The sequence below is a fragment of the Sunxiuqinia elliptica genome, from assembly GCF_900113005.1.
In the GTDB taxonomy this organism is placed as follows: Bacteria; Bacteroidota; Bacteroidia; order Bacteroidales; family Prolixibacteraceae; genus Sunxiuqinia; species Sunxiuqinia elliptica.
Window position 1 is genome coordinate 27,612 of sequence record NZ_FONW01000002.1, and the last position, 17,364, is coordinate 44,975.

Annotated in this window: 15 protein-coding genes; 10 read left to right on the plus strand and 5 right to left on the minus strand. The window is 43.4% G+C overall.

Translation table 11 applies throughout. The features are described 5' to 3' along the window. Positions 1-87: 87 nt before the first annotated feature. The 3 genes from BM156_RS04815 (at position 88) to BM156_RS04825 (ending at position 3,876) form a co-directional block, all read left to right on the plus strand. Complete coding sequence (locus tag BM156_RS04815; protein ID WP_093918716.1) at positions 88-2,316, plus strand: heavy metal translocating P-type ATPase; 2,229 nt, start codon at positions 88-90, stop codon at positions 2,314-2,316. Between the two features lie 177 nt (positions 2,317-2,493). Further along, the gene (locus BM156_RS04820) at positions 2,494-2,706 is read left to right on the plus strand and encodes a heavy-metal-associated domain-containing protein (protein WP_093918717.1); all 213 of its coding nucleotides are present in this window, start codon (positions 2,494-2,496) and stop codon (positions 2,704-2,706) included. A gap of 282 nt (positions 2,707-2,988) precedes the next feature. Continuing rightward, the gene (locus BM156_RS04825; protein WP_170846866.1) at positions 2,989-3,876 is read left to right on the plus strand and encodes a DMT family transporter; all 888 of its coding nucleotides are present in this window, start codon (positions 2,989-2,991) and stop codon (positions 3,874-3,876) included. Positions 3,877-4,716: 840 nt separating this feature from the next. Here the strand turns inward: BM156_RS04825 and tnpA are convergent. Continuing rightward, positions 4,717-5,163 (minus strand): IS200/IS605 family transposase, encoded by a 447-nt coding sequence (gene tnpA, locus BM156_RS04830; RefSeq protein WP_093918719.1) that lies wholly within the window; start codon positions 5,161-5,163, stop codon positions 4,717-4,719. A 1,759-nt stretch (positions 5,164-6,922) separates the two neighbouring features. Here tnpA and BM156_RS04835 point away from each other — a divergent pair. Further along, positions 6,923-7,387 carry a hypothetical protein gene (locus BM156_RS04835; protein ID WP_212733420.1) on the plus strand — a complete coding sequence of 155 codons (465 nt, stop codon included), beginning with the start codon at positions 6,923-6,925 and terminating at the stop codon, positions 7,385-7,387. 128 nt (positions 7,388-7,515) lie between these two features. Here the strand turns inward: BM156_RS04835 and BM156_RS04840 are convergent, their stop codons facing one another. Continuing rightward, positions 7,516-7,824 (minus strand): hypothetical protein, encoded by a 309-nt coding sequence (locus BM156_RS04840; RefSeq protein ID WP_093918720.1) that lies wholly within the window; start codon positions 7,822-7,824, stop codon positions 7,516-7,518. A gap of 112 nt (positions 7,825-7,936) precedes the next feature. On the opposite strand from BM156_RS04840, the gene BM156_RS04845 reads away from it, so the two are divergent. The 6 genes from BM156_RS04845 (at position 7,937) to BM156_RS04870 (ending at position 13,147) form a co-directional block, all read left to right on the plus strand. After that, positions 7,937-9,493: a helicase associated domain-containing protein gene (locus tag BM156_RS04845; RefSeq protein WP_093918721.1), complete on the plus strand. Its 1,557-nt coding sequence runs from the start codon at positions 7,937-7,939 to the stop codon at positions 9,491-9,493. A 134-nt stretch (positions 9,494-9,627) separates the two neighbouring features. Further along, complete coding sequence (locus BM156_RS04850) at positions 9,628-10,284, plus strand: porin family protein (protein WP_170846867.1); 657 nt, start codon at positions 9,628-9,630, stop codon at positions 10,282-10,284. Between the two features lie 42 nt (positions 10,285-10,326). Further along, complete coding sequence (locus BM156_RS04855; RefSeq protein WP_093918723.1) at positions 10,327-10,998, plus strand: porin family protein; 672 nt, start codon at positions 10,327-10,329, stop codon at positions 10,996-10,998. 95 nt (positions 10,999-11,093) lie between these two features. Next, complete coding sequence (locus tag BM156_RS04860; RefSeq protein ID WP_093918724.1) at positions 11,094-11,921, plus strand: helix-turn-helix domain-containing protein; 828 nt, start codon at positions 11,094-11,096, stop codon at positions 11,919-11,921. A gap of 122 nt (positions 11,922-12,043) precedes the next feature. Continuing rightward, positions 12,044-12,460 carry an OsmC family peroxiredoxin gene (locus BM156_RS04865; RefSeq protein WP_093918725.1) on the plus strand — a complete coding sequence of 139 codons (417 nt, stop codon included), beginning with the start codon at positions 12,044-12,046 and terminating at the stop codon, positions 12,458-12,460. A 201-nt stretch (positions 12,461-12,661) separates the two neighbouring features. Next, the gene (locus BM156_RS04870) at positions 12,662-13,147 is read left to right on the plus strand and encodes a YdeI/OmpD-associated family protein (protein WP_093918726.1); all 486 of its coding nucleotides are present in this window, start codon (positions 12,662-12,664) and stop codon (positions 13,145-13,147) included. A 204-nt stretch (positions 13,148-13,351) separates the two neighbouring features. Here the strand turns inward: BM156_RS04870 and BM156_RS04875 are convergent, their stop codons facing one another. The 3 genes from BM156_RS04875 to BM156_RS04885 form a co-directional block, all read right to left on the minus strand. Beyond that, on the minus strand, positions 13,352-14,686 hold the full coding sequence (locus BM156_RS04875) for a TolC family protein (protein ID WP_093918727.1): 1,335 nt from the start codon (positions 14,684-14,686) through the stop codon (positions 13,352-13,354). A gap of 140 nt (positions 14,687-14,826) precedes the next feature. Further along, positions 14,827-15,957, minus strand: a complete 1,131-nt coding sequence (locus tag BM156_RS04880; protein ID WP_093918728.1) for an efflux RND transporter periplasmic adaptor subunit — start codon at positions 15,955-15,957, stop codon at positions 14,827-14,829. A gap of 143 nt (positions 15,958-16,100) precedes the next feature. Then, entirely contained in the window at positions 16,101-17,363 is a 1,263-nt protein-coding gene (locus BM156_RS04885; protein ID WP_093918729.1) for an ABC transporter permease, read from the minus strand. Between the last annotated feature and the right edge of the window lies 1 nt (position 17,364).

The window sequence follows — 17,364 nt, forward strand, 5'->3', positions numbered from 1 at the left end:
ACAAAATAGTGTAACACCTGACCGGCTTTCCTGAGCGATCTTTGTAATGCTGAAAGGAGTTAATCCTTCAACTAAAAAGAAAATGCTATGGGAAAGTTAGAAAATAGACAACAATCATTTCCAGTTACCGGAATGACCTGCGCGGCATGTGCCTCCAGTGTCGAGTCCATTTTAAATCATACAGAAGGGGTGCAGAGTGCCCAGGTGAACTTTGCATCCGGATCAGTTTGGGTGGAGTACGAACCACAGGTTGAACCTGCCGATTTGAAGAAGGCATTGCAGGCGGTAGGGTACGACCTGATTGCTGATGTGGATGACCCCTTTGAGGCGCAGCAGCAGGAGCAGGCCCGTTTTTATCAGGAGGTTAAGCGACGTACGTGGTGGTCGGCCATCCTCACCTTGCCGGTTTTTATTCTGGGCATGTTTTTCATGGACTGGGAACCGGGGAAGTGGATTTCGCTGGCTTTGGCCATTCCAATTCTGTTCTACTTTGGTCGCCACTTCTATATTCAAGCGTGGAAACAAGCCAAACATCGCAAGGCCAATATGGATACCTTGGTGGCGCTTAGTACTGGAATTGCTTTCCTATTCAGCCTTTTCAACACCCTATTTCCTGAGTTTTGGTTGAGTCGTGGAATAACACCGCACGTGTATTACGAGGCGGCAACGGTGATCATCACCTTTATATCCTTAGGAAAGCTGTTGGAGGAGCGGGCAAAAACCAATACCTCTTCGGCCCTGCGGAAGCTGATGGGCTTGCAGCCTAAAACCTTGATTGCTATAATTGATGGCAAAGAGCAGGAAATTCCGGTTGAGGCAGTTCAGCAAGGGGCATTGATCGTGGTGCGTCCCGGAGAGAAAATTCCTGTTGACGGTTCGGTGGAATCTGGTCATTCGTTTGTGGATGAAAGCATGCTGAGCGGAGAGCCGGTGCCGGTTGAAAAGCAGGCGGGTGATGCCGTCTTTGCTGGAACGGTTAACCAAAAGGGGAATTTCCGGTTTCGGGCAGAGAAGGTGGGGAGTGAGACCATGCTGGCTCATATCATCCAAATGGTGCAGCAGGCGCAAGGAAGCAAGGCGCCGGTACAAAAGTTGGTCGATAAAATTGCCGCTGTTTTTGTACCCGTAGTGATGCTGATCTCGGCGCTGACTTTTGTGGTGTGGATGAGTGTTGGGGGAGACGATGCTTTCACGCATGCCTTACTCACTTCGGTGGCAGTGCTGGTAATTGCCTGTCCGTGTGCTTTGGGACTGGCCACGCCAACAGCGGTGATGGTGGGGATTGGCCTGGGAGCTGAGAACAATATTCTGATTAAAGATGCTGAAAGCCTGGAGCTGGGGCATCGGGTGAATGCCGTGGTGCTGGATAAAACCGGAACGATAACCGAAGGAAAACCCGATGTTGTTGGCCTGAAGTGGGCTAAATCGGCTGAGGTGGAAAAAACACAGGCCATTTTGCTGGCCTTGGAGAAAGCCTCGGAGCATCCTTTGGCTGACGCCGTTGTGCGGAAGTTGGAAGAAGAAGACCTGTCGCCGGTGGAGTTAAAAACATTTTCGAGCTTAACGGGGCGTGGGGTAGAAGCCACAGACCAACAGGATCAGGCTTACTATGTTGGTAACCTGACCTTGATTCAGGAGAAAGGAATTGCGTTGGATGCGGCGCTTGAGCAGCAGGCCGGGAAGTGGCAACAAGCGGCTAATACGGTCGTGTATTTCGCCAACAGTCAGCAGGTGCTGGCCGTAATTGCCTTAGCTGATCGGGTGAAAGCCTCATCGCAGGCAGCGATTGCCCGCTTGCGCAAGCAACACATCGACGTGTATATGTTGACCGGTGATAACGGCGAAACTGCGAAAGCCATTGCTGCTCAGGTGGGGATTGAGCACTACGAAAGTGAGTTGCTCCCCGATGATAAGGCCAGGTTCGTGAGCCAGCTGCAGGAGCAGGGCAAGGTAGTGGCCATGGTGGGAGACGGAATCAATGATTCGCATGCTTTGGCGCAGGCCGATGTAAGCATTGCTATGGGCCATGGAACCGATATCGCCATGGATGTGGCCAAGATGACTCTGATCACCTCTGACCTGGAAGCTTTACCAAAAGCTTTTGCCCTTTCGGGGAAAACGGTTCGCGGAATCAGGCAAAACCTGTTCTGGGCGTTTATCTATAACCTGATTGGAATTCCAATTGCTGCCGGCGTGCTTTACCCGTTCAACGGCTTCTTGCTCGATCCCATGATTGCCGGGGCTGCGATGGCGTTCAGCTCGGTATCGGTGGTAAGCAACAGCTTGCGGCTAAAAATGAGTAAGCTGGATGCTTAGGGTGAAATACATCGAAAATGTAGAAAAGATCAAACAAATGATAAGCAATCATTCGAATCAAGTGTTGAATAGCTAAGTAATTCACCCCGAACCACTGTTCGACATAAATTCATTTTAATAACAGCCGGGAGGCAAATTTCAAAGAACGCTTGCCTGCTGGCACAAATTTTAAATGCAATGAAGACATTAACGTTTAAAACAAACATCAAATGTGGAGGATGCCTGGCGAAGGTAACTCCGGTACTGAATGAGGAAAAAGCCATTGAAAACTGGAAGGTTGATCTGGAAGCAGCCGATCGTGTGCTAACGGTTGAAACCAACAAGCTATCGGGCAACGATGTACGCCGGCTGGTGCTGAAAGCGGGTTTCGAAGCCCACGAAGTAGGCTAGTGTCAAATCAAGCATGACCTATCGCGCCAAGCCTTGTCCTTTTCCGGTTTTGTTTCATTATAAAAAGACTCACGTAGCTACGGCTATGTTTCCTTTTTCTAATTTTACAAAACACGGAAAATTAGGGTGGCTTACACGAAATCTTACACTTGACTTGACACTAGTAGCGCTCGACGGGTTGGGCATGTAGGGACCCGATTGTTGGTGTCCCTGCAAAACTCGTTTGTCAGGTCGCTTTTGTTGGATTCCCTTTCTTATCTTTGCTGCATGAGATCGGATCAAATGAAGGGCTACCTGTTTGCAGGAATTGCAACCATTGCCTTCTCCAACATCTACATTTTCAGTAAGGCAGCACTTAACGAAGTGCACCTGGCGCAGTTTGGGGTGTACTGGTTTTTCATTGCGCTGGTGCTGAATGTAGCCTGGTTGGTCAAGTCGGGAGGACATCAGGCCATTCGGCAGTTTCGTGGACGGCAATGGCGGGTGCTTGCCTTGCTGGGCGTACTCGAAATTCTGACAACCACCAGTTTTTTTCTTTCCGTACAGGTGATTCCTGATCCGGCCGTCACCTCTTTCCTTGGAAATATGTTTCCGGTGATACTCACCGTGATGGGCATTGTTTTTCTACACGAACGCTTTACCTGGATGGAATCGTTTGGTGCCATACTGGCACTGGTTGGAGCCTTCATTATCAGTTACCAGGGCGGAACCACTTTGTCCGACCTGTTTATTCCCGGAACCGGAATTGTGCTGATCAATGCCCTTTTTGCATCAACGGCTTCGCTGGTGGTGAAGCTGAATGTGAAAAGCCTGACCCCCGAGCAAATGAACACCAACCGAGTGGTTTGGCTGTTTACTTTCTCGGTCATCATGCTGCTGGTGTTCGATCAACCGTTGTCGATTCCTTCAAGTGCCTTGCTCAATATCAGTATTGGAGCTTGCCTGGGGCCCTTCCTTGCCGTGCTGATGATCTACCATTCATTCAGCCTGATTGAAGTGTCCAAGTCCTCTATCGTTCAAAGTACCAAAGGCGTTTTTGTACTGATTGGCAGCTTCTTCTATTTCCACACCCTGCCCCTGCCACACCAATTGGTGGGTGGCGCCATCACCGTCCTGGGCGTTGTCATCATCTCCCTCAGCCGCGCCGGCCTTTTAAAGGCTAAGAAGTGAGGGGACAGCACCAGTCCAAAATAGTGTGACGTGAGTCTTAATATTCCAATAACCCGAAGGTGATAACCATAGGAAAATAATGACTAAGCTAGTCGCAAGGGAGTTGATCAATGTTTTCCAGAGTATTTCAAAAAAGGTGTTTTTTCGAATAACCCGAAGGGGTTTAATAATGGTAGCCGTAGGTTACACCTACGGACAATAATGAATCGCGCAGTCCCCAGAACCCGGAACGGGTTCAATATCTTCCTAAGGCGACGATCTTTTCAAATCAATTTCATTAATTGAACCCCCATTCGGGGTTCCTTTTTGGTAGGATCGTATTGGAATCTACAGGTTGCACTTGTCGTTATTGTTATTGAATCCAGAACTGGATTCAAAATAACCCGAAGGGTTTAATTAGTATAGCCGCAACCTATGGAAAATAATAAATAGCACAGCTCACTGAAGCTGGGGAACGATCAATGTTCTTCGGAACATTTCAAAAGGGTCTTTTTTTTAATAACCCGCAGGGTTTAATAATGATAGCCGTAGGATACACCTACGGACAATAATGAATCGCGCAGTCCCCAGAACCCGGAACCCGGAACGGGTTTAATATCTTCATAGGGGGACGATCTTTTCAAATCAATTTTATTAATTGAACCCCCATTCGGGGTTCCTTTTTGTCGTAATGCAGTTGGAAATCTACAGGTTGCACCTATCGTTATTGTTATTGAAGCCAGAACTGGATTCCAATTAACCCGCAGGGTTTAACTATGATAGCCGTAGGTGCAACCTACGGAAAATATGAGGGATGAGGCCGCCAGAACCCATTATGGGTTCAACATCGTTATAACGAAATCACAATAAATACCGTTCATCAAAATCGATTCCATGTTTTGTCAAAAGTTCGATGAACTCTTCTCTGAATGGTTTAACCCGGTGATGCTCCTGCTGGTTTTTGATGTAATTAATCAGCACTTCCTTTTGCTTTATCGAGTAAGTAAATGCTCCATAGCCCTCCTGCCATGCGGTGAAGTTGGGGAATATCCGGTTTTGTTTTATCCACAATGATGAGGCAACCTTGATGTCTTTAACCAAGGAAGACAACGGAATTGTTGGATGCAAATGCATAGCGATATGGATATGGTCTTCAATGCCATTGATTTGATAAAGTTTACAGTTTTTATTCTTCAATAGTCCCCAGATAAAGCGAAATAGTTTTTCGCGGTTGTGTTCAAGTAATGTTTTTTCCCGGTTTTTTGTGGAGAAAACAAGCTGATACAAGATTTGTGTATAGGTTGACATATTCTGTGATTTTCTTCAAGATAATTAAAATCAATTAATTGAACCCCCATTCGGGGTTCTTTTTTGTCGTAGTGCTGCTGGGAATTTGCAGGTTGCACCTGTCGTTATTGTTATTGAATCCAGAATTGGATTCAAATAACCCGCAGGGTTTAACTATGATAGCCGCAACCTATGGAAAATAATAAATAGCATAGTTCACTGAAGTGAGGGAACGATCAATGTTCTTCGGAACATATCAAAAGGGTCTTTTTCCAATAACCCGTAGGGTTTAACAAACATAGCCGTAGGTTACACCTACGGACAATAATGAATCGCGCAGTCCCCAGAACCCGGAACGGGTTCAATATCTTCCTAAGGCGATGACCTTTTCAAATCGATTTCATTAATTGAACCCCCATTCGGGGTCCTTTTTTGTCGTAGTGCTGCTGGGAATTTGCAGGTTGCACCTATCGTTATTGAATCCAGTTCCTGATTCCAAATAACCCGTAGGGTTTAACTAGTATAGCCGCAACCTATGGAAAATAATAAATAGCATAGTTCACTGAAGTGAGGGAACGATCAATGTTCTTCGGAACATATCAAAAGGGTCTTTTTCCAATAACCCGCAGGGTTTAACAACTATAGCCGTAGGTTTTACCTACGGACAATAATGAATGGAGCAGTCCCCAGAACCCGGAACGGGTTCAATATCTTCCTAAGGCGACGATCTTTTCAAATCAATTTCATTAATTGAACCGCCATTCGGGGTTCCTTTTTGGTAGAATGCTGTTGAGAACCTACAGGTTGTACCTGTCGTTATTGTTGTTGAATCCAGAACTGGATTCAAATAACCCGAAGGGTTTAACTAGTATAGCCGCAGCCTATGGAAAATAATAAATAGCACAGCTCACTGAAGTGAGGGAACGATCAATGTTCTTCGGAACATATCAAGAGGGTCTTTTTTTTAATAACCCGCAGGGTTTAATAACTATAGCCGTAGGTTTTACCTACGGACAATTGAGAATGAAGTAGTCCCCAGAACCTAGGATGGGTTCAACATCATTAATTAAACCCCCGTTCGGGGTTCTTTTTTGTCGTAATGTTGTTGAAAATCTACAGGTTGCACCTGTAGTTATTGTTATTGAATCCAGAATTGGATTCAAATAACCCACAGGGTTTAACAAACATAGCCGTAGGTTACACCTACGGACAATAATGAATGGAACAGTCGCCAGAACCCTGAACGGGTTCAATATCTTCCTAAGGCGATGACCTTTTCAAATCGATTTCATTAATTGAACCCCCATTCGGGGTTCCTTTTTGTCGTAATACAGTTGGAAATCTACAGGTTGCACCTGTAGTTATTGTTGTTGAATCCAGTTCCGGATTCAAAATAACCCGCAGGGTTTAACAACTATAGCCGTAGGTTTTACCTACGGACAATAATGAATGGAGCAGTCCCCAGAACCCAGGATGGGTTCAACATTTTCCTATGTCAATCATCATTTTAAATCGATTTGATCAATTGAATCTCCATTTCAGATTCTTTCTCCCCAAAAAATGACGTTTTTGAGACAACTAAGTCCCTTGTTGAAGCTTATTTCGGGCTAATTTGCCTTGTTTTTAAGTAGCAAAAAGTGCGCTTCGTTGGCTCAGGTGGGGGGCTCATCACGAAAAAAGTGCAGTTCATGAAATTCTGCTTAACCGGTACCCTAGTTTTGATTATTAGGATGTAACTTGTTGTGAACGAATTCTTTTAATTATTTAAAACACACAAACTATGGAAAACAAAATCAATTACCAGCTTCCCAGTGCGGTCGCTGAGGAGGCTGCGGGAAAGATCAACGAAGCCGTTAGCCTTTTGAGTCCTTACCTGATTGCCTTGAATGCTGAGGAGCGGCAATCTTTACCCAAGATGAGTGATGGTACGGCCCCGTTTGTCGAAAAGTGCCTGGACTATTGCGAGAGTGATGCCCAGTTTGCCCCTCCCTTTCTCGATTTGGAAGGCTTCCAGAATGACATGGACAGCTGGGAAAAGCTGATGGCTATTTTGCGGCCGGTTCAGCAGTTGGCGGCCAACCTGGACGATACCACCACCCAAGCCGGATCGGAAGGTTATACGGCGGCACTGATGTATTACAATTCGGTGAAGCAGGCCGCCAAGCTTAGTATTCCCGGCTCCAAAACCATCTACGACGATCTGAAGAAACGCTTTGCCAGCAATGGCAATCGGACGGTTGAGTAAGTTCCCCTAGTTGGATGGTTTTAGTTGAAGTGTTCTAAAGGCAGGATCTGTTTTCAGGAGACTGTCTTTTTTTGTTTACAGGACACCGTTTATTGAACACTCTCGAACACTACCGCCACCAAATCGGCTCAAGTCAGCCGGGATCCGACTCGAGTCAGGTTTGTGCCAACTACTGGTTGCTTTTGGGTGACTCCTTTCATCTTTTTGTCGACTGCAGTTCCCTTTGGGACAACTGGAGTCTGGCCGGAACTAACTGCAGTTAGCCTGAACCTGGGGCGAGTTAGCTGGTACCCGACTGCAGTCACCTCAGGGCTAACTTGAGTCAGGTTTGAAGTGGGAGGGGGTACTTCATAAGTGGGGGGAGGGTACTTCCGAAGTACCCCCTGAGCTGTTAAATAGAAGCTATTTAGAAACAATCCAAAATTGAATTTAGTCATACCTATATTTTGTAAAGTTTTGTAAATTGAGCGGTGAAAATGAAAAAGTAATTGACGAGTAGGTGGATATATGCAGACGTTGCGCTTCATGCGAAAAAAGACAACCTGAAAAATGATAACAGAATTCATCGGACAAGGATTAACAGATAATGTTGAAGAATCAACTGGAGACTACATTTGTTCCTCATTAAAAGAAGAAGTTTTCACAGATATTACGTTTTTTGTTGCTTTCATGAGAAGTAAAGGACTATTGAAGCTGAAACCTTTCATTCAGACCGCAATAGCTCAAAAAAGAAATATTACCATTTATGTTGGAATAGATGATAAGATAACATCAAAAGAAGCTCTGGAAATGTTGTTAGAACTTGATGTTGAAGCATATGTTTACAATTCGAAAAGATACATATTTCACCCTAAAATCTATTTATTTGAGGGAGAATTAAGAAATAGAATAATAGTTGGTTCTTCGAATCTAACTAAAACAGGTCTATTCTTTAATATTGAATCATCTATACTACTTGACTTTACAGGAGAAGATAAAAGTGGGTTTAAAGTTTTAAATCAATTAAAGGAGTATTATTCACCATTACTTGAATTTGATAGTGATAATTTAGACAAAGTAACTCCTGAGCATATAAAATTTCTAGTTGATAATTCCCGAGTTTCTATTGAGCAATATGAGTCCGATGAAGACTACACTGTTAATGCTCATGATAATTCAAAGGAAAAGAATCGGAATCCCAAAATTGGAGAACTTGGAAATATTGAAATCTCGGAGAATAAAAAATCTCCAAAGAGATATGAACTGAAGATAACAGAAGAATATCTTGAAAAATGGGATTCAATGTTCGAAAGAATGAAAGAGTTCAAAGAGAAGTATAATAAGACTACAGTTCCTAGAGATTATCATGATAGAACTTTATATGGATGGTTTCGGAAGCAAAAAAACATATACAATCATCCAACTCTAAAGATGCCTGAAGAGCATTTAGAAAAATTAATCTCAATTGATTTTCATTTTGAAGATGGTCATAAGGAACGTGAAAGGTTAATTGAGCTTAATTGGTTGAGAATTTTAAAAGAAGCATTGGAAGCAGGTGAAAACGTAAAGGCAAATCACAGATACAAATTTAATAACGAGACAATAGGAACATTCTTAGTTGGAGTAAAACAAGCTAACAACGAAAATCCTCCTAGGAAATTAGAATTAAGGAAGGAAATTGAAGAATTGGGTTTTGATTATAAAGAAACAAGTCGAAAACCCGAACATGTTGTACAGCGTTACCTTGATAAATTAGTTAATGATGAGAACCCAAATAAGATGTCCTATCAAAATCATTTTAATAGTGCAATTCTTCCAAAGAAGAATAAAATATCAGCTGAATTAAAGAAAGAACTTGAAGAGGTTTGGGAATTACAATTTGAAGAACCAAGAACTTGGGAAAAGAAATCAAAAGTACAAGATTATACACCAGAATGGAAGGCGTTTAGATATAATAGAACATTAAATCCAGAAGGCAAATGGTACAAGGGCAAATCTCACATGGGAGATATTTATGAATGGGTTTGGGGTAAGAAAAAGAATAAGAGGAAAATGGATTTAGTGATTGATAGGTTTAATGAGCAAGAGAAGAGAGAGCTTAAAAATGAAGGATTTCCAATTGATTAGCCTGCACCTTACTTCCCTCCGCTACTGCCCGATTATATTGTATGGTGCTATTACAAACTAATAATATATAGGATCAACACTTAGTCCCTCATTATTCAGCCAACAAAATGATAAACCACCCAAAAATTAAAATAATGAAACAACGATTATGGATGCTCTTGGTCTTACTGCTCGGAGCCATTGATGGAGAAGCACAGCTTTTCGATCAATACGGAGTGAGCTTGGGAGCAACGTATGCCACCCAGGATTGGGATTATAAATCAAGCATCTATGTTCCGTCAATCGACTATCATGTGGGGATGGCGGCCTTCCTGTTTGCGGAGAAGAAGCTGAATAAAACGTTTCGTCTCAGGCCCGAAATTGGTTACATTCAAAAAGGATTTGTGGATAATCATGAGTTTGTTAGTGGTGGTCCAGCAGTGGAAGTTATTGACAAGAATGTGGTATTCCATGATTTGCAGTTAAACCTAGGACTTAAACTAACGCCTTTTGCAACCAAACTGATGCCTTACGGGGTGTTAGGAATTTATGGCGATTACATGCTGGCTTATGACGATGCCGTTATTCAGGAAGGCGAGGATGGGCCTGAGTTTGACATGTACAGCAGTCAGATTGATGATTTCAAGAAAAGCAATTTTGGCGGTTTTGTTGGGCTGGGACTGGAATTCGATGAGAAACTCTTTTGTGAGCTGACCTATAGCCCCGCATTGACCAATCGTTTCAAAGACCAAAGGATTCAAGTGAAAGACCATTCTGTCGAACTCAAACTAGGGCTTAAGCTGGCTCGATGAAAATGCTGAGGACATTGTTTAGTATTAATTTTCCAAAATAGAATGATGAATAGAATAACGAGCTTATTGATGATGTTTATTCTTTGTGCGTCGGTCGCCTATGGGCAGACGAGCAGGTTTAAACTTGGGCTTGAACTTGGTCCCAGTTTGGCTTCATTAAGTGGAAATGATTTTATCGATGACTATCATGATAGCCGGTTGGGTTTTATCGTGGGGCCAAGCTTGGAATACCGGCTTAGTGACCTGTTGTCGGTTAAAACAGCCCTTGCTTTTGAACGGAAGGGCTCAATGATAAAGTCGGAGGTGCTGACCCTGGATGAAAAATCGTTTGAAGAGTATAAAGCACGAATGAATTTTGATTATCTGACGATGCCCTTACTGGCGAAACTAACAGTGGGGAATACAACCCATTTTTTTGCCAATGCCGGTCCTTCGTTCGGCTACTTAATTCAGCAAAAAACAATTACAGAGGCTTTTGGTGGAATGCCCAAGCATACTGTCGATGAATCTGAGGGTTTCCAAAAAATAAATATTGGCTTGGTTTTGGGACTTGGAGCTGAGCATCCTGTCAATGAGCGCTTATCCTTATCGGTTGAGCTGCGGAGTGATTATGGCTTGAGCAATATTTCGAAACTGCCTATGAGGGATGATGGACGTATTGAAACCAGATCAATTCATTTTTTAGCCGGCTTGACTTATAAACTGAAGAAATAGCCTGGCTGCTTTTTAAATTGTGTTTGGTTTGATGAGGGGCAAAATAATTGGGGACTTGTTGAGTTATTGAAACGAGTAGATGTAATGGGTAAATTATGAGGAAGCAGCAGCCCGACTACGGGGAATATCTAATTGGAGAGGGTGTTGATCTATCACGCCTGGATCTTGTGTTGAAAGGGTTTTACAAGATTGTCTTGTTGAGTAAAGGGAGCAAAATTCGCATTGATTTTGAAGAATATGTTTGCGAGCAGGACGGCATTTTCTTTTTCAACGAAGAGCAGTTTTTTGAGCTTGGGACTCCTGCTAAGGGGCGTCTGGTGTTTTTCCATCCCGATTTTTACTGCATCGAATTGCATGATCATGAACTGGCCTGCGATGGCATTTTGTTTAGCAATGTTTTTTCCACTCCTTACATGGCTTTGGATAAGGCACAGGTTGACAAAATTGATAATGTGGTGGATGAAATTAGCTGGGAGTTGAAGCAGCCCGATCGGTGGACCGAGGAAAAAGTGCGGATACTGGTTAAGTACATCATTATTGAATCGACAAGGACCTGGCTTAAGCAGCGAAAATCGGGCGAATTGGAGCTGTCGGAGCAGGATGAGTTTAGCCGGAAGTTTAGTCAGCTGGTAGAGAAAAACTATACCCGCCTGCATTATGTGGGCGAGTATGCCAAGCTGCTGGGGGTAACCACCAAAACAATGAACAAACGAATAACTACAGATACCGGGATAACGCCCAGCTGCATCATTGTTAATCGCATCATGCTGCAGGCGAAACGCTTGTTGGTGCACACTCAGCTTACAGTGAAGGAGATTGCTCATAAGCTGGGCTACGAAGATGCTGCTTATTTTAGCCGTTATTTCAAAGTGCAAACGCAAGTTGCCCCGCTCACTTTCCGAAAAAATTATCTTAGTTCATAAATTTATTGCACCATCGGGTTACACGCTTACTGTGGAAAAAGTCCTGTACTTTGGACCAAATATCCATTTTTCGCTTGAGGAGCTTGTTCTAATTTTGCCTGAAAAATAAAAACAAAGCAACTATGAAAACAACTGTAAAGGCCAATTGGACCGATAGTCTTAAGCGTGGAAAAGGAGAGTTTCAATCTGATAACCCGCTACTCAATAAAGTTCCCTATAGTTTTATGAAGCGTTCTTCGGGCGATGTTACGCTTCCAGAAGAGTTTTTAGCTGCGGCACATGCTGCTTGCTTTAACATGACGATGGCGATGTTGCTATCTCAGAAGCAATACACGATTGAGTCGCTGGATACGGCGTGCACCATTTCGTACGACAGCGACCAGGTTACACACTCGGAGTTGGAGGTAAGCGTGAAAGTGGAAGGGCTTAGCGATGACGAACTGCAAGCAATTGCTACGGAGGCCAAACAGCTGTGCCCTATTGGACAAGCCTATTCTTTCCCTTCTTCCTTTAAAATAGCAGCTGAAGTTGTTGAATGATAAACTTGCATTGAAGGACTTGCAGCCCTGATAAATCCCTTGTTGGTCTGCAGTTCCTTTGCTTGGAAGGATTTAAATAATTAATGAAAGCCATCGTGTGTGTTGCACGGTGGCTTTTGTTTTTCGCTTTAAAATGAAAAAAGGGATAAGCAAAGCCATGCAGTTGGTTGTTGTAGAAAACGTCATGCCAATTCAATCCAGATGAAAGAACAAAAACCACTTGTTGATGCCGTTTACCGCTTGGAGAAGTTTCCGGGAAAGGGAGGCTGGACCTATGCTGAAATACCGGAAGTCCTGCAGAACAAGAATAATCCTTTTGGGTGGGTGAAGGTAAAAGGATCGATTGATGATGTGGCTTTAAAGCAATACAAACTGATGCCAATGGGGAATGGGCGACTGTTTCTTCCGGTAAAAGCAGCCTTAAGAAAGAAAATTGGTAAAGCAGCAGGCGACTCGGTGCATGTAATTTTATTTCCGGATGATTCTGAGCTAGAGATTCCGGGAGAAATCCGGGATTGTTTTAAAAATGAAGCTCCGGAGCTTTACCAGAATTTCTGTTCTTTTTCAGAAGGAGAACAAAAGGCTTACCTCGATTGGATTTACGAAGCCAAAACGGAAGCAACCAAAGCCAATCGTATTGTGCGAATGATGGAACGCCTTCAGCAAAAGTTAAAATTCTACGATTAAGAAGATAATAGATCGTTAGATTTTCAGATGTAAGACTATCGGATGTTTGTAATGCCTTAATTTGGGTAGCTTATCAGAATATGCAACAAGGCTTCAAGGTATTCGAAAGTTAATCGATTATGGAAGCTTGAAGCCGAGCAGAAAAAATCCGATCAGTGGTTGCTTACCGATCGGATTTTGGTATCTAGTAATGAAAACCGATTTTTATAATTGGATGGGGATCCCGTTGTAAAAGTCCAGAATTTTTGTTCTAAAAATATAATCGTACTTCGCTTGCGACAGGTCACTTTGAGCTTTGGTCAGGTTATTTTTCGATTGGTTGTATTCCACTGTGTTTACCATGCCCACATTAAATTTTTCTTCGGTGTAACGAAAGGCTTCCTGCATCGACTCCACGGCTTTGTTACTGGCCATGTATTTTTTCAAAGCGGCTACTGCATTGGTGTAGGCCTGCTCAATATCTTTGCGCAACACGTTTTTGGTGTTTTGAAGTTCATATTCCTGGTTGATCACTTGCAGCTCAGCATTCTTGATTTGCGTTCGAACTTGCCCTTTGTTGAAAATCGGAATCGACAGATTTACGCCAAGGCCATAACGTTCGTTGTTTTTCAACTGATCGTTGAGCGAAATCTTATCGCCGTTGAAGTCTTCATACTTGTTGTTGTACGAGTTGTAGTAGTCAGCGCCAAAAGTAAGTGTTGGGTACAAACTGCCTTTGGCAATAGCCACCTGTTCCTGGTAACTTCCCAAACGGTATTCTGCACTTTTAATCTCAGGGCGAAGGTTCACAGCCTGACGAAAGACTTCCATCGAATTTAGCAAGCTACCGTTTGCTTTAACAACTGGCAGAACAGGCTTTTCAATCTTAAACTGCTCGGTTGAAGGCAATTCGAGTAGTTGATACAAGTTGAGGTAGGCCAATTGTAAGCTGTTTTGTTGGTTCACCAAGTCCAATTCTTCGCGAGCCAGCTGTGCTTCAATCTCCAGCAGACTTCCTTTAGCCAGGCTTCCGGCATCAACCAGCTTGCCCGTGCGTTCAATCTGCAGTTTGGTCACTTCTGTTTGAGCTTCAGCAACCTGAACCAGCTCTTCGGCAAAAAGGATTTCGAGATAAGCGGCCACGATGTACAAGGAAATGTCATCCTTTGCTTTTTGGAGATCGGCCAAGGCGGCTTTCAAGTCCAAATCAGCTTTTGTGATTGACTTCTGAAGGATGAACCCATTCCAAAGCGTCATGTTTGCACTTAAGCTTCCACCTGTTTGGTTCGAGTTGTAATTGGCGTAAGTATTGTCGTACTGCAACGAGCGCCCAAAGTTGAAGCTGTTGGACAAGCCACCATTCACCGAAGGTAGGCGGTTGTTCTTGGCTTGCTGCAATTCGTTTTCGTAATATTGTGAATTGATGTCCTGCTGCTGAATCCGGATGTTATTCTCAAGCGCATAATCAACGCAACGTTGCAAATCCCATGATTGTTGGGCATTCACAGCTCCCGAGAAAATCAAGACCAGCAGTGCAGTGAGTTGAAATAGTCGTTTCATTGTTATTTTCTTTATGTTTTCCACCAAGCTAATTTAGTCATTCGTTTGGAATAGCGGGGAATTCACTTCAGCTAATTTTGGTGTGCTTTCAAATTTTTAATGCCTCCGTTTTGTTCCAGCTATTCAGTTACCAATTCTGATTAAGTATTTTGGTTGTCAGTTTCTTCCTTCAGCTTTTTCGGATCGATTTTTTCGCCTTTTACCTTATCTGATTTTGCTAAGCCTGAAACCACTTCGATGTTGATTCCATCAGAAATTCCGGTCTCGACTTTTCGTTTTTCAAATTGATTCTCTTCTTCGTTGATCAGCACTTCAACAAAAGCCGAGTCATTCTCAAATTTTAGCATGCCTTCCGGAATAACCATCACGCTGTCTTTGCGCTCAAGGACGATGCTCGCGTTGGCGCTGTATCCAGCTCGGATGAACTGATCGTCTTTCAACGATACATCGGCTTTAATTTCAAATTGAATGGCTCCGTTTTCTTCAACTCCCTTCGGAGAAATGTATTCCAGGATAGCTTGGAACTTCTCTTTTTCGATGGCTCCAATTTCCAGTTCAATCGGCATGCCTTCCTTGATTTTACCAACTTCGGTTTCATCCACTTTTCCCTCGAAGATCATGTCTTGCATGTCAGCAATAGATGCAATGGTGGTTCCTTCGTTGAAGGTGTTTGATTGAATAACCGAATTGCCTTCCTCTACCGGAACATCTAATACCATGCCGTTGATGGTTGAACGAACCAAGGTGTTGGTCGCTGTTTGAGCCTTTTTAGTCACCCCATTTTTAATCAATTCCAAGTTGTTTTCGGCAGCAGCTAACTCTTCTTTAGAGGTGTCGTAGCCTACTTTTGCTTTTTTATAGTCCTCATATGAAATAACCTCTGAGTCGAATAGCTTCTGCTGACGATCATAGTCGATTTTCGAATCTTCAAAGTTGATTTTAGCTTGGTTTAAACGAGACTCAGCAGCATTCAGGTTAACCATGTCTGGAATGATCTTGATTTTAGCAATGATTTGTTCTTTCTTGACAAAATCTCCGGGTTGAATGTAGACTTCCTCAATAATTCCGCTAACCTGAGGTTTAATTTCAATCTCTTGGCGTGGAACCACCGAGCCGGTTGCTACTGTTTTTCGAATGACATTGCTAACAAAGGGCGTTTTGGTTTCAAAAACATCGGGTTGTTTTTTCGATTTGGTGTAGAGGAAATAGATAGTTCCTCCAAAAATTGCGACTAGCAGCGCGATCCCCAAAATTTTAAAAATCTTTTTCATCTTGTTCTGTTTTTTATGTTTTCACGGTATTTGCTGAAACTCGCCTCCGAAGTTGCCGGATTTTACAGGAAGATCGGTTTCCAGAGCTTGTTCCATCGTTTCGGTTTTTATTTTAGTTTTATTTCAGTTTTACTTCTTGTTGCTTAGCTTTCATCGCGCAAGGCATCAATTGGTTTAATTTTGATGGCTCGTCGAGCTGGAATAAATCCGGCAAAAGCTCCGGAAAAAACCAAGACAGCCAAGGCTGATAAAGCCATTGTTAGGTTGACTTCCGGGTTGCGGAAAAAGACTTCATCGCCGGCAGCCAACAGGATTTGGTTAAGCACTTCGAGCAGGGCAACTCCCAGCGACAGCCCAATGTAGCCTGCCATAACCGTCAGGAAAACACTTTCAGCAATGATGTGAAGCATGATTTTCCCGGGGGTAGCTCCAATGGCACGCTGAATCCCAATTTCCTGCGTTCGCTCTTTAATGATCACAAGCATGATGTTGCTGACTCCAATAACGCCTGCCAATAGGGTGCCGATACCGACAATCCAGGTTAGCGCCTGAATTCCCAAGAACAACATGGAAAACTTTTTAAATTCAGCTTCAATGTTGAACGAGCCAATGGCTTGCATATCGTCGGGCGCTATCTTGTGACGCTCTTTCAAAATTCGTTTTAGCTTTTCTTCGAGCGAGCTTACACTGGTTCCTTGGTTAGCCGTTACCGAGAAAAAGTGAATTTCATCGCCATAATTGTAAGCTGTTTGCATGGTTGAGAATGGGATGATAATGGTTTCTTCCTTTTTTCCTCCACCAATATTGATACGGGTTTCAGGATGGATTACTCCAACCACCTGGAAGTAGACTCCGCTGATTTTAAGGTACTGGCCAATCGGGTCTTCATCTTTATCAAACATGACTTCTTCAACACGCTCACCAATTACACACACTTTCCGTTTTTGCAGGACGTCAATCTCGTTCATCAACCGTCCTTTTACCGGAGTCCACCCATCAATTTTGAAGTAGTCAGGGTAATCGCCATAGATGTTGAAGGCGCCGGTGCGCTCGCCACGAATGGTGTTGTCTCCATTCTGCTGCCAACCGAAGAGGCGAGGCGACAGGTACTCGATTTCTTTCACACTTTGCCGGATATATTCAATATCCTGATTGTTGTAAATCCATCGGCGTCCGCGCTGAAAGCCCTCGTATGGCTTGCTGGTCCGTTCGGTCCAAAAGAAAGCAGAGTTGGTGGCAAAGGCTTTAACCCCTTCCATCACTCCATTTTCCAAGGCGCGTCCGGCTCCCGACATAATGATGAGCATGAAGATTCCCCAAAATACACCGAAGGCAGTCATGAAGCTTCGCATCCGGTTTTGCTTGAGGGCACTTAATATTTCTTTCCAAAGGTCAAGATCAAACATG

What these genes read in the sequence shown, in the direction of transcription:
- BM156_RS04875 (WP_093918727.1), bottom strand. Translation starts at nt 14,686, where the DNA reads ATGAAACGACTATTTCAACTCACTGCACTGCTGGTCTTGATTTTCTCG.
- tnpA (WP_093918719.1), bottom strand. Translation starts at nt 5,163, where the DNA reads ATGTCAACCTATACACAAATCTTGTATCAGCTTGTTTTCTCCACAAAA.
- BM156_RS04865 (WP_093918725.1), top strand. Translation starts at nt 12,044, where the DNA reads ATGAAAACAACTGTAAAGGCCAATTGGACCGATAGTCTTAAGCGTGGA.
- BM156_RS04820 (WP_093918717.1), top strand. Translation starts at nt 2,494, where the DNA reads ATGAAGACATTAACGTTTAAAACAAACATCAAATGTGGAGGATGCCTG.
- BM156_RS04855 (WP_093918723.1), top strand. Translation starts at nt 10,327, where the DNA reads ATGATGAATAGAATAACGAGCTTATTGATGATGTTTATTCTTTGTGCG.
- BM156_RS04860 (WP_093918724.1), top strand. Translation starts at nt 11,094, where the DNA reads ATGAGGAAGCAGCAGCCCGACTACGGGGAATATCTAATTGGAGAGGGT.
- BM156_RS04825 (WP_170846866.1), top strand. Translation starts at nt 2,989, where the DNA reads ATGAAGGGCTACCTGTTTGCAGGAATTGCAACCATTGCCTTCTCCAAC.
- BM156_RS04850 (WP_170846867.1), top strand. Translation starts at nt 9,628, where the DNA reads ATGAAACAACGATTATGGATGCTCTTGGTCTTACTGCTCGGAGCCATT.
- BM156_RS04870 (WP_093918726.1), top strand. Translation starts at nt 12,662, where the DNA reads ATGAAAGAACAAAAACCACTTGTTGATGCCGTTTACCGCTTGGAGAAG.
- BM156_RS04845 (WP_093918721.1), top strand. Translation starts at nt 7,937, where the DNA reads ATGATAACAGAATTCATCGGACAAGGATTAACAGATAATGTTGAAGAA.
- BM156_RS04815 (WP_093918716.1), top strand. Translation starts at nt 88, where the DNA reads ATGGGAAAGTTAGAAAATAGACAACAATCATTTCCAGTTACCGGAATG.
- BM156_RS04840 (WP_093918720.1), bottom strand. Translation starts at nt 7,824, where the DNA reads ATGACTAAATTCAATTTTGGATTGTTTCTAAATAGCTTCTATTTAACA.
- BM156_RS04880 (WP_093918728.1), bottom strand. Translation starts at nt 15,957, where the DNA reads ATGAAAAAGATTTTTAAAATTTTGGGGATCGCGCTGCTAGTCGCAATT.
- BM156_RS04835 (WP_212733420.1), top strand. Translation starts at nt 6,923, where the DNA reads ATGGAAAACAAAATCAATTACCAGCTTCCCAGTGCGGTCGCTGAGGAG.
- BM156_RS04885 (WP_093918729.1), bottom strand. Translation starts at nt 17,363, where the DNA reads ATGTTTGATCTTGACCTTTGGAAAGAAATATTAAGTGCCCTCAAGCAA.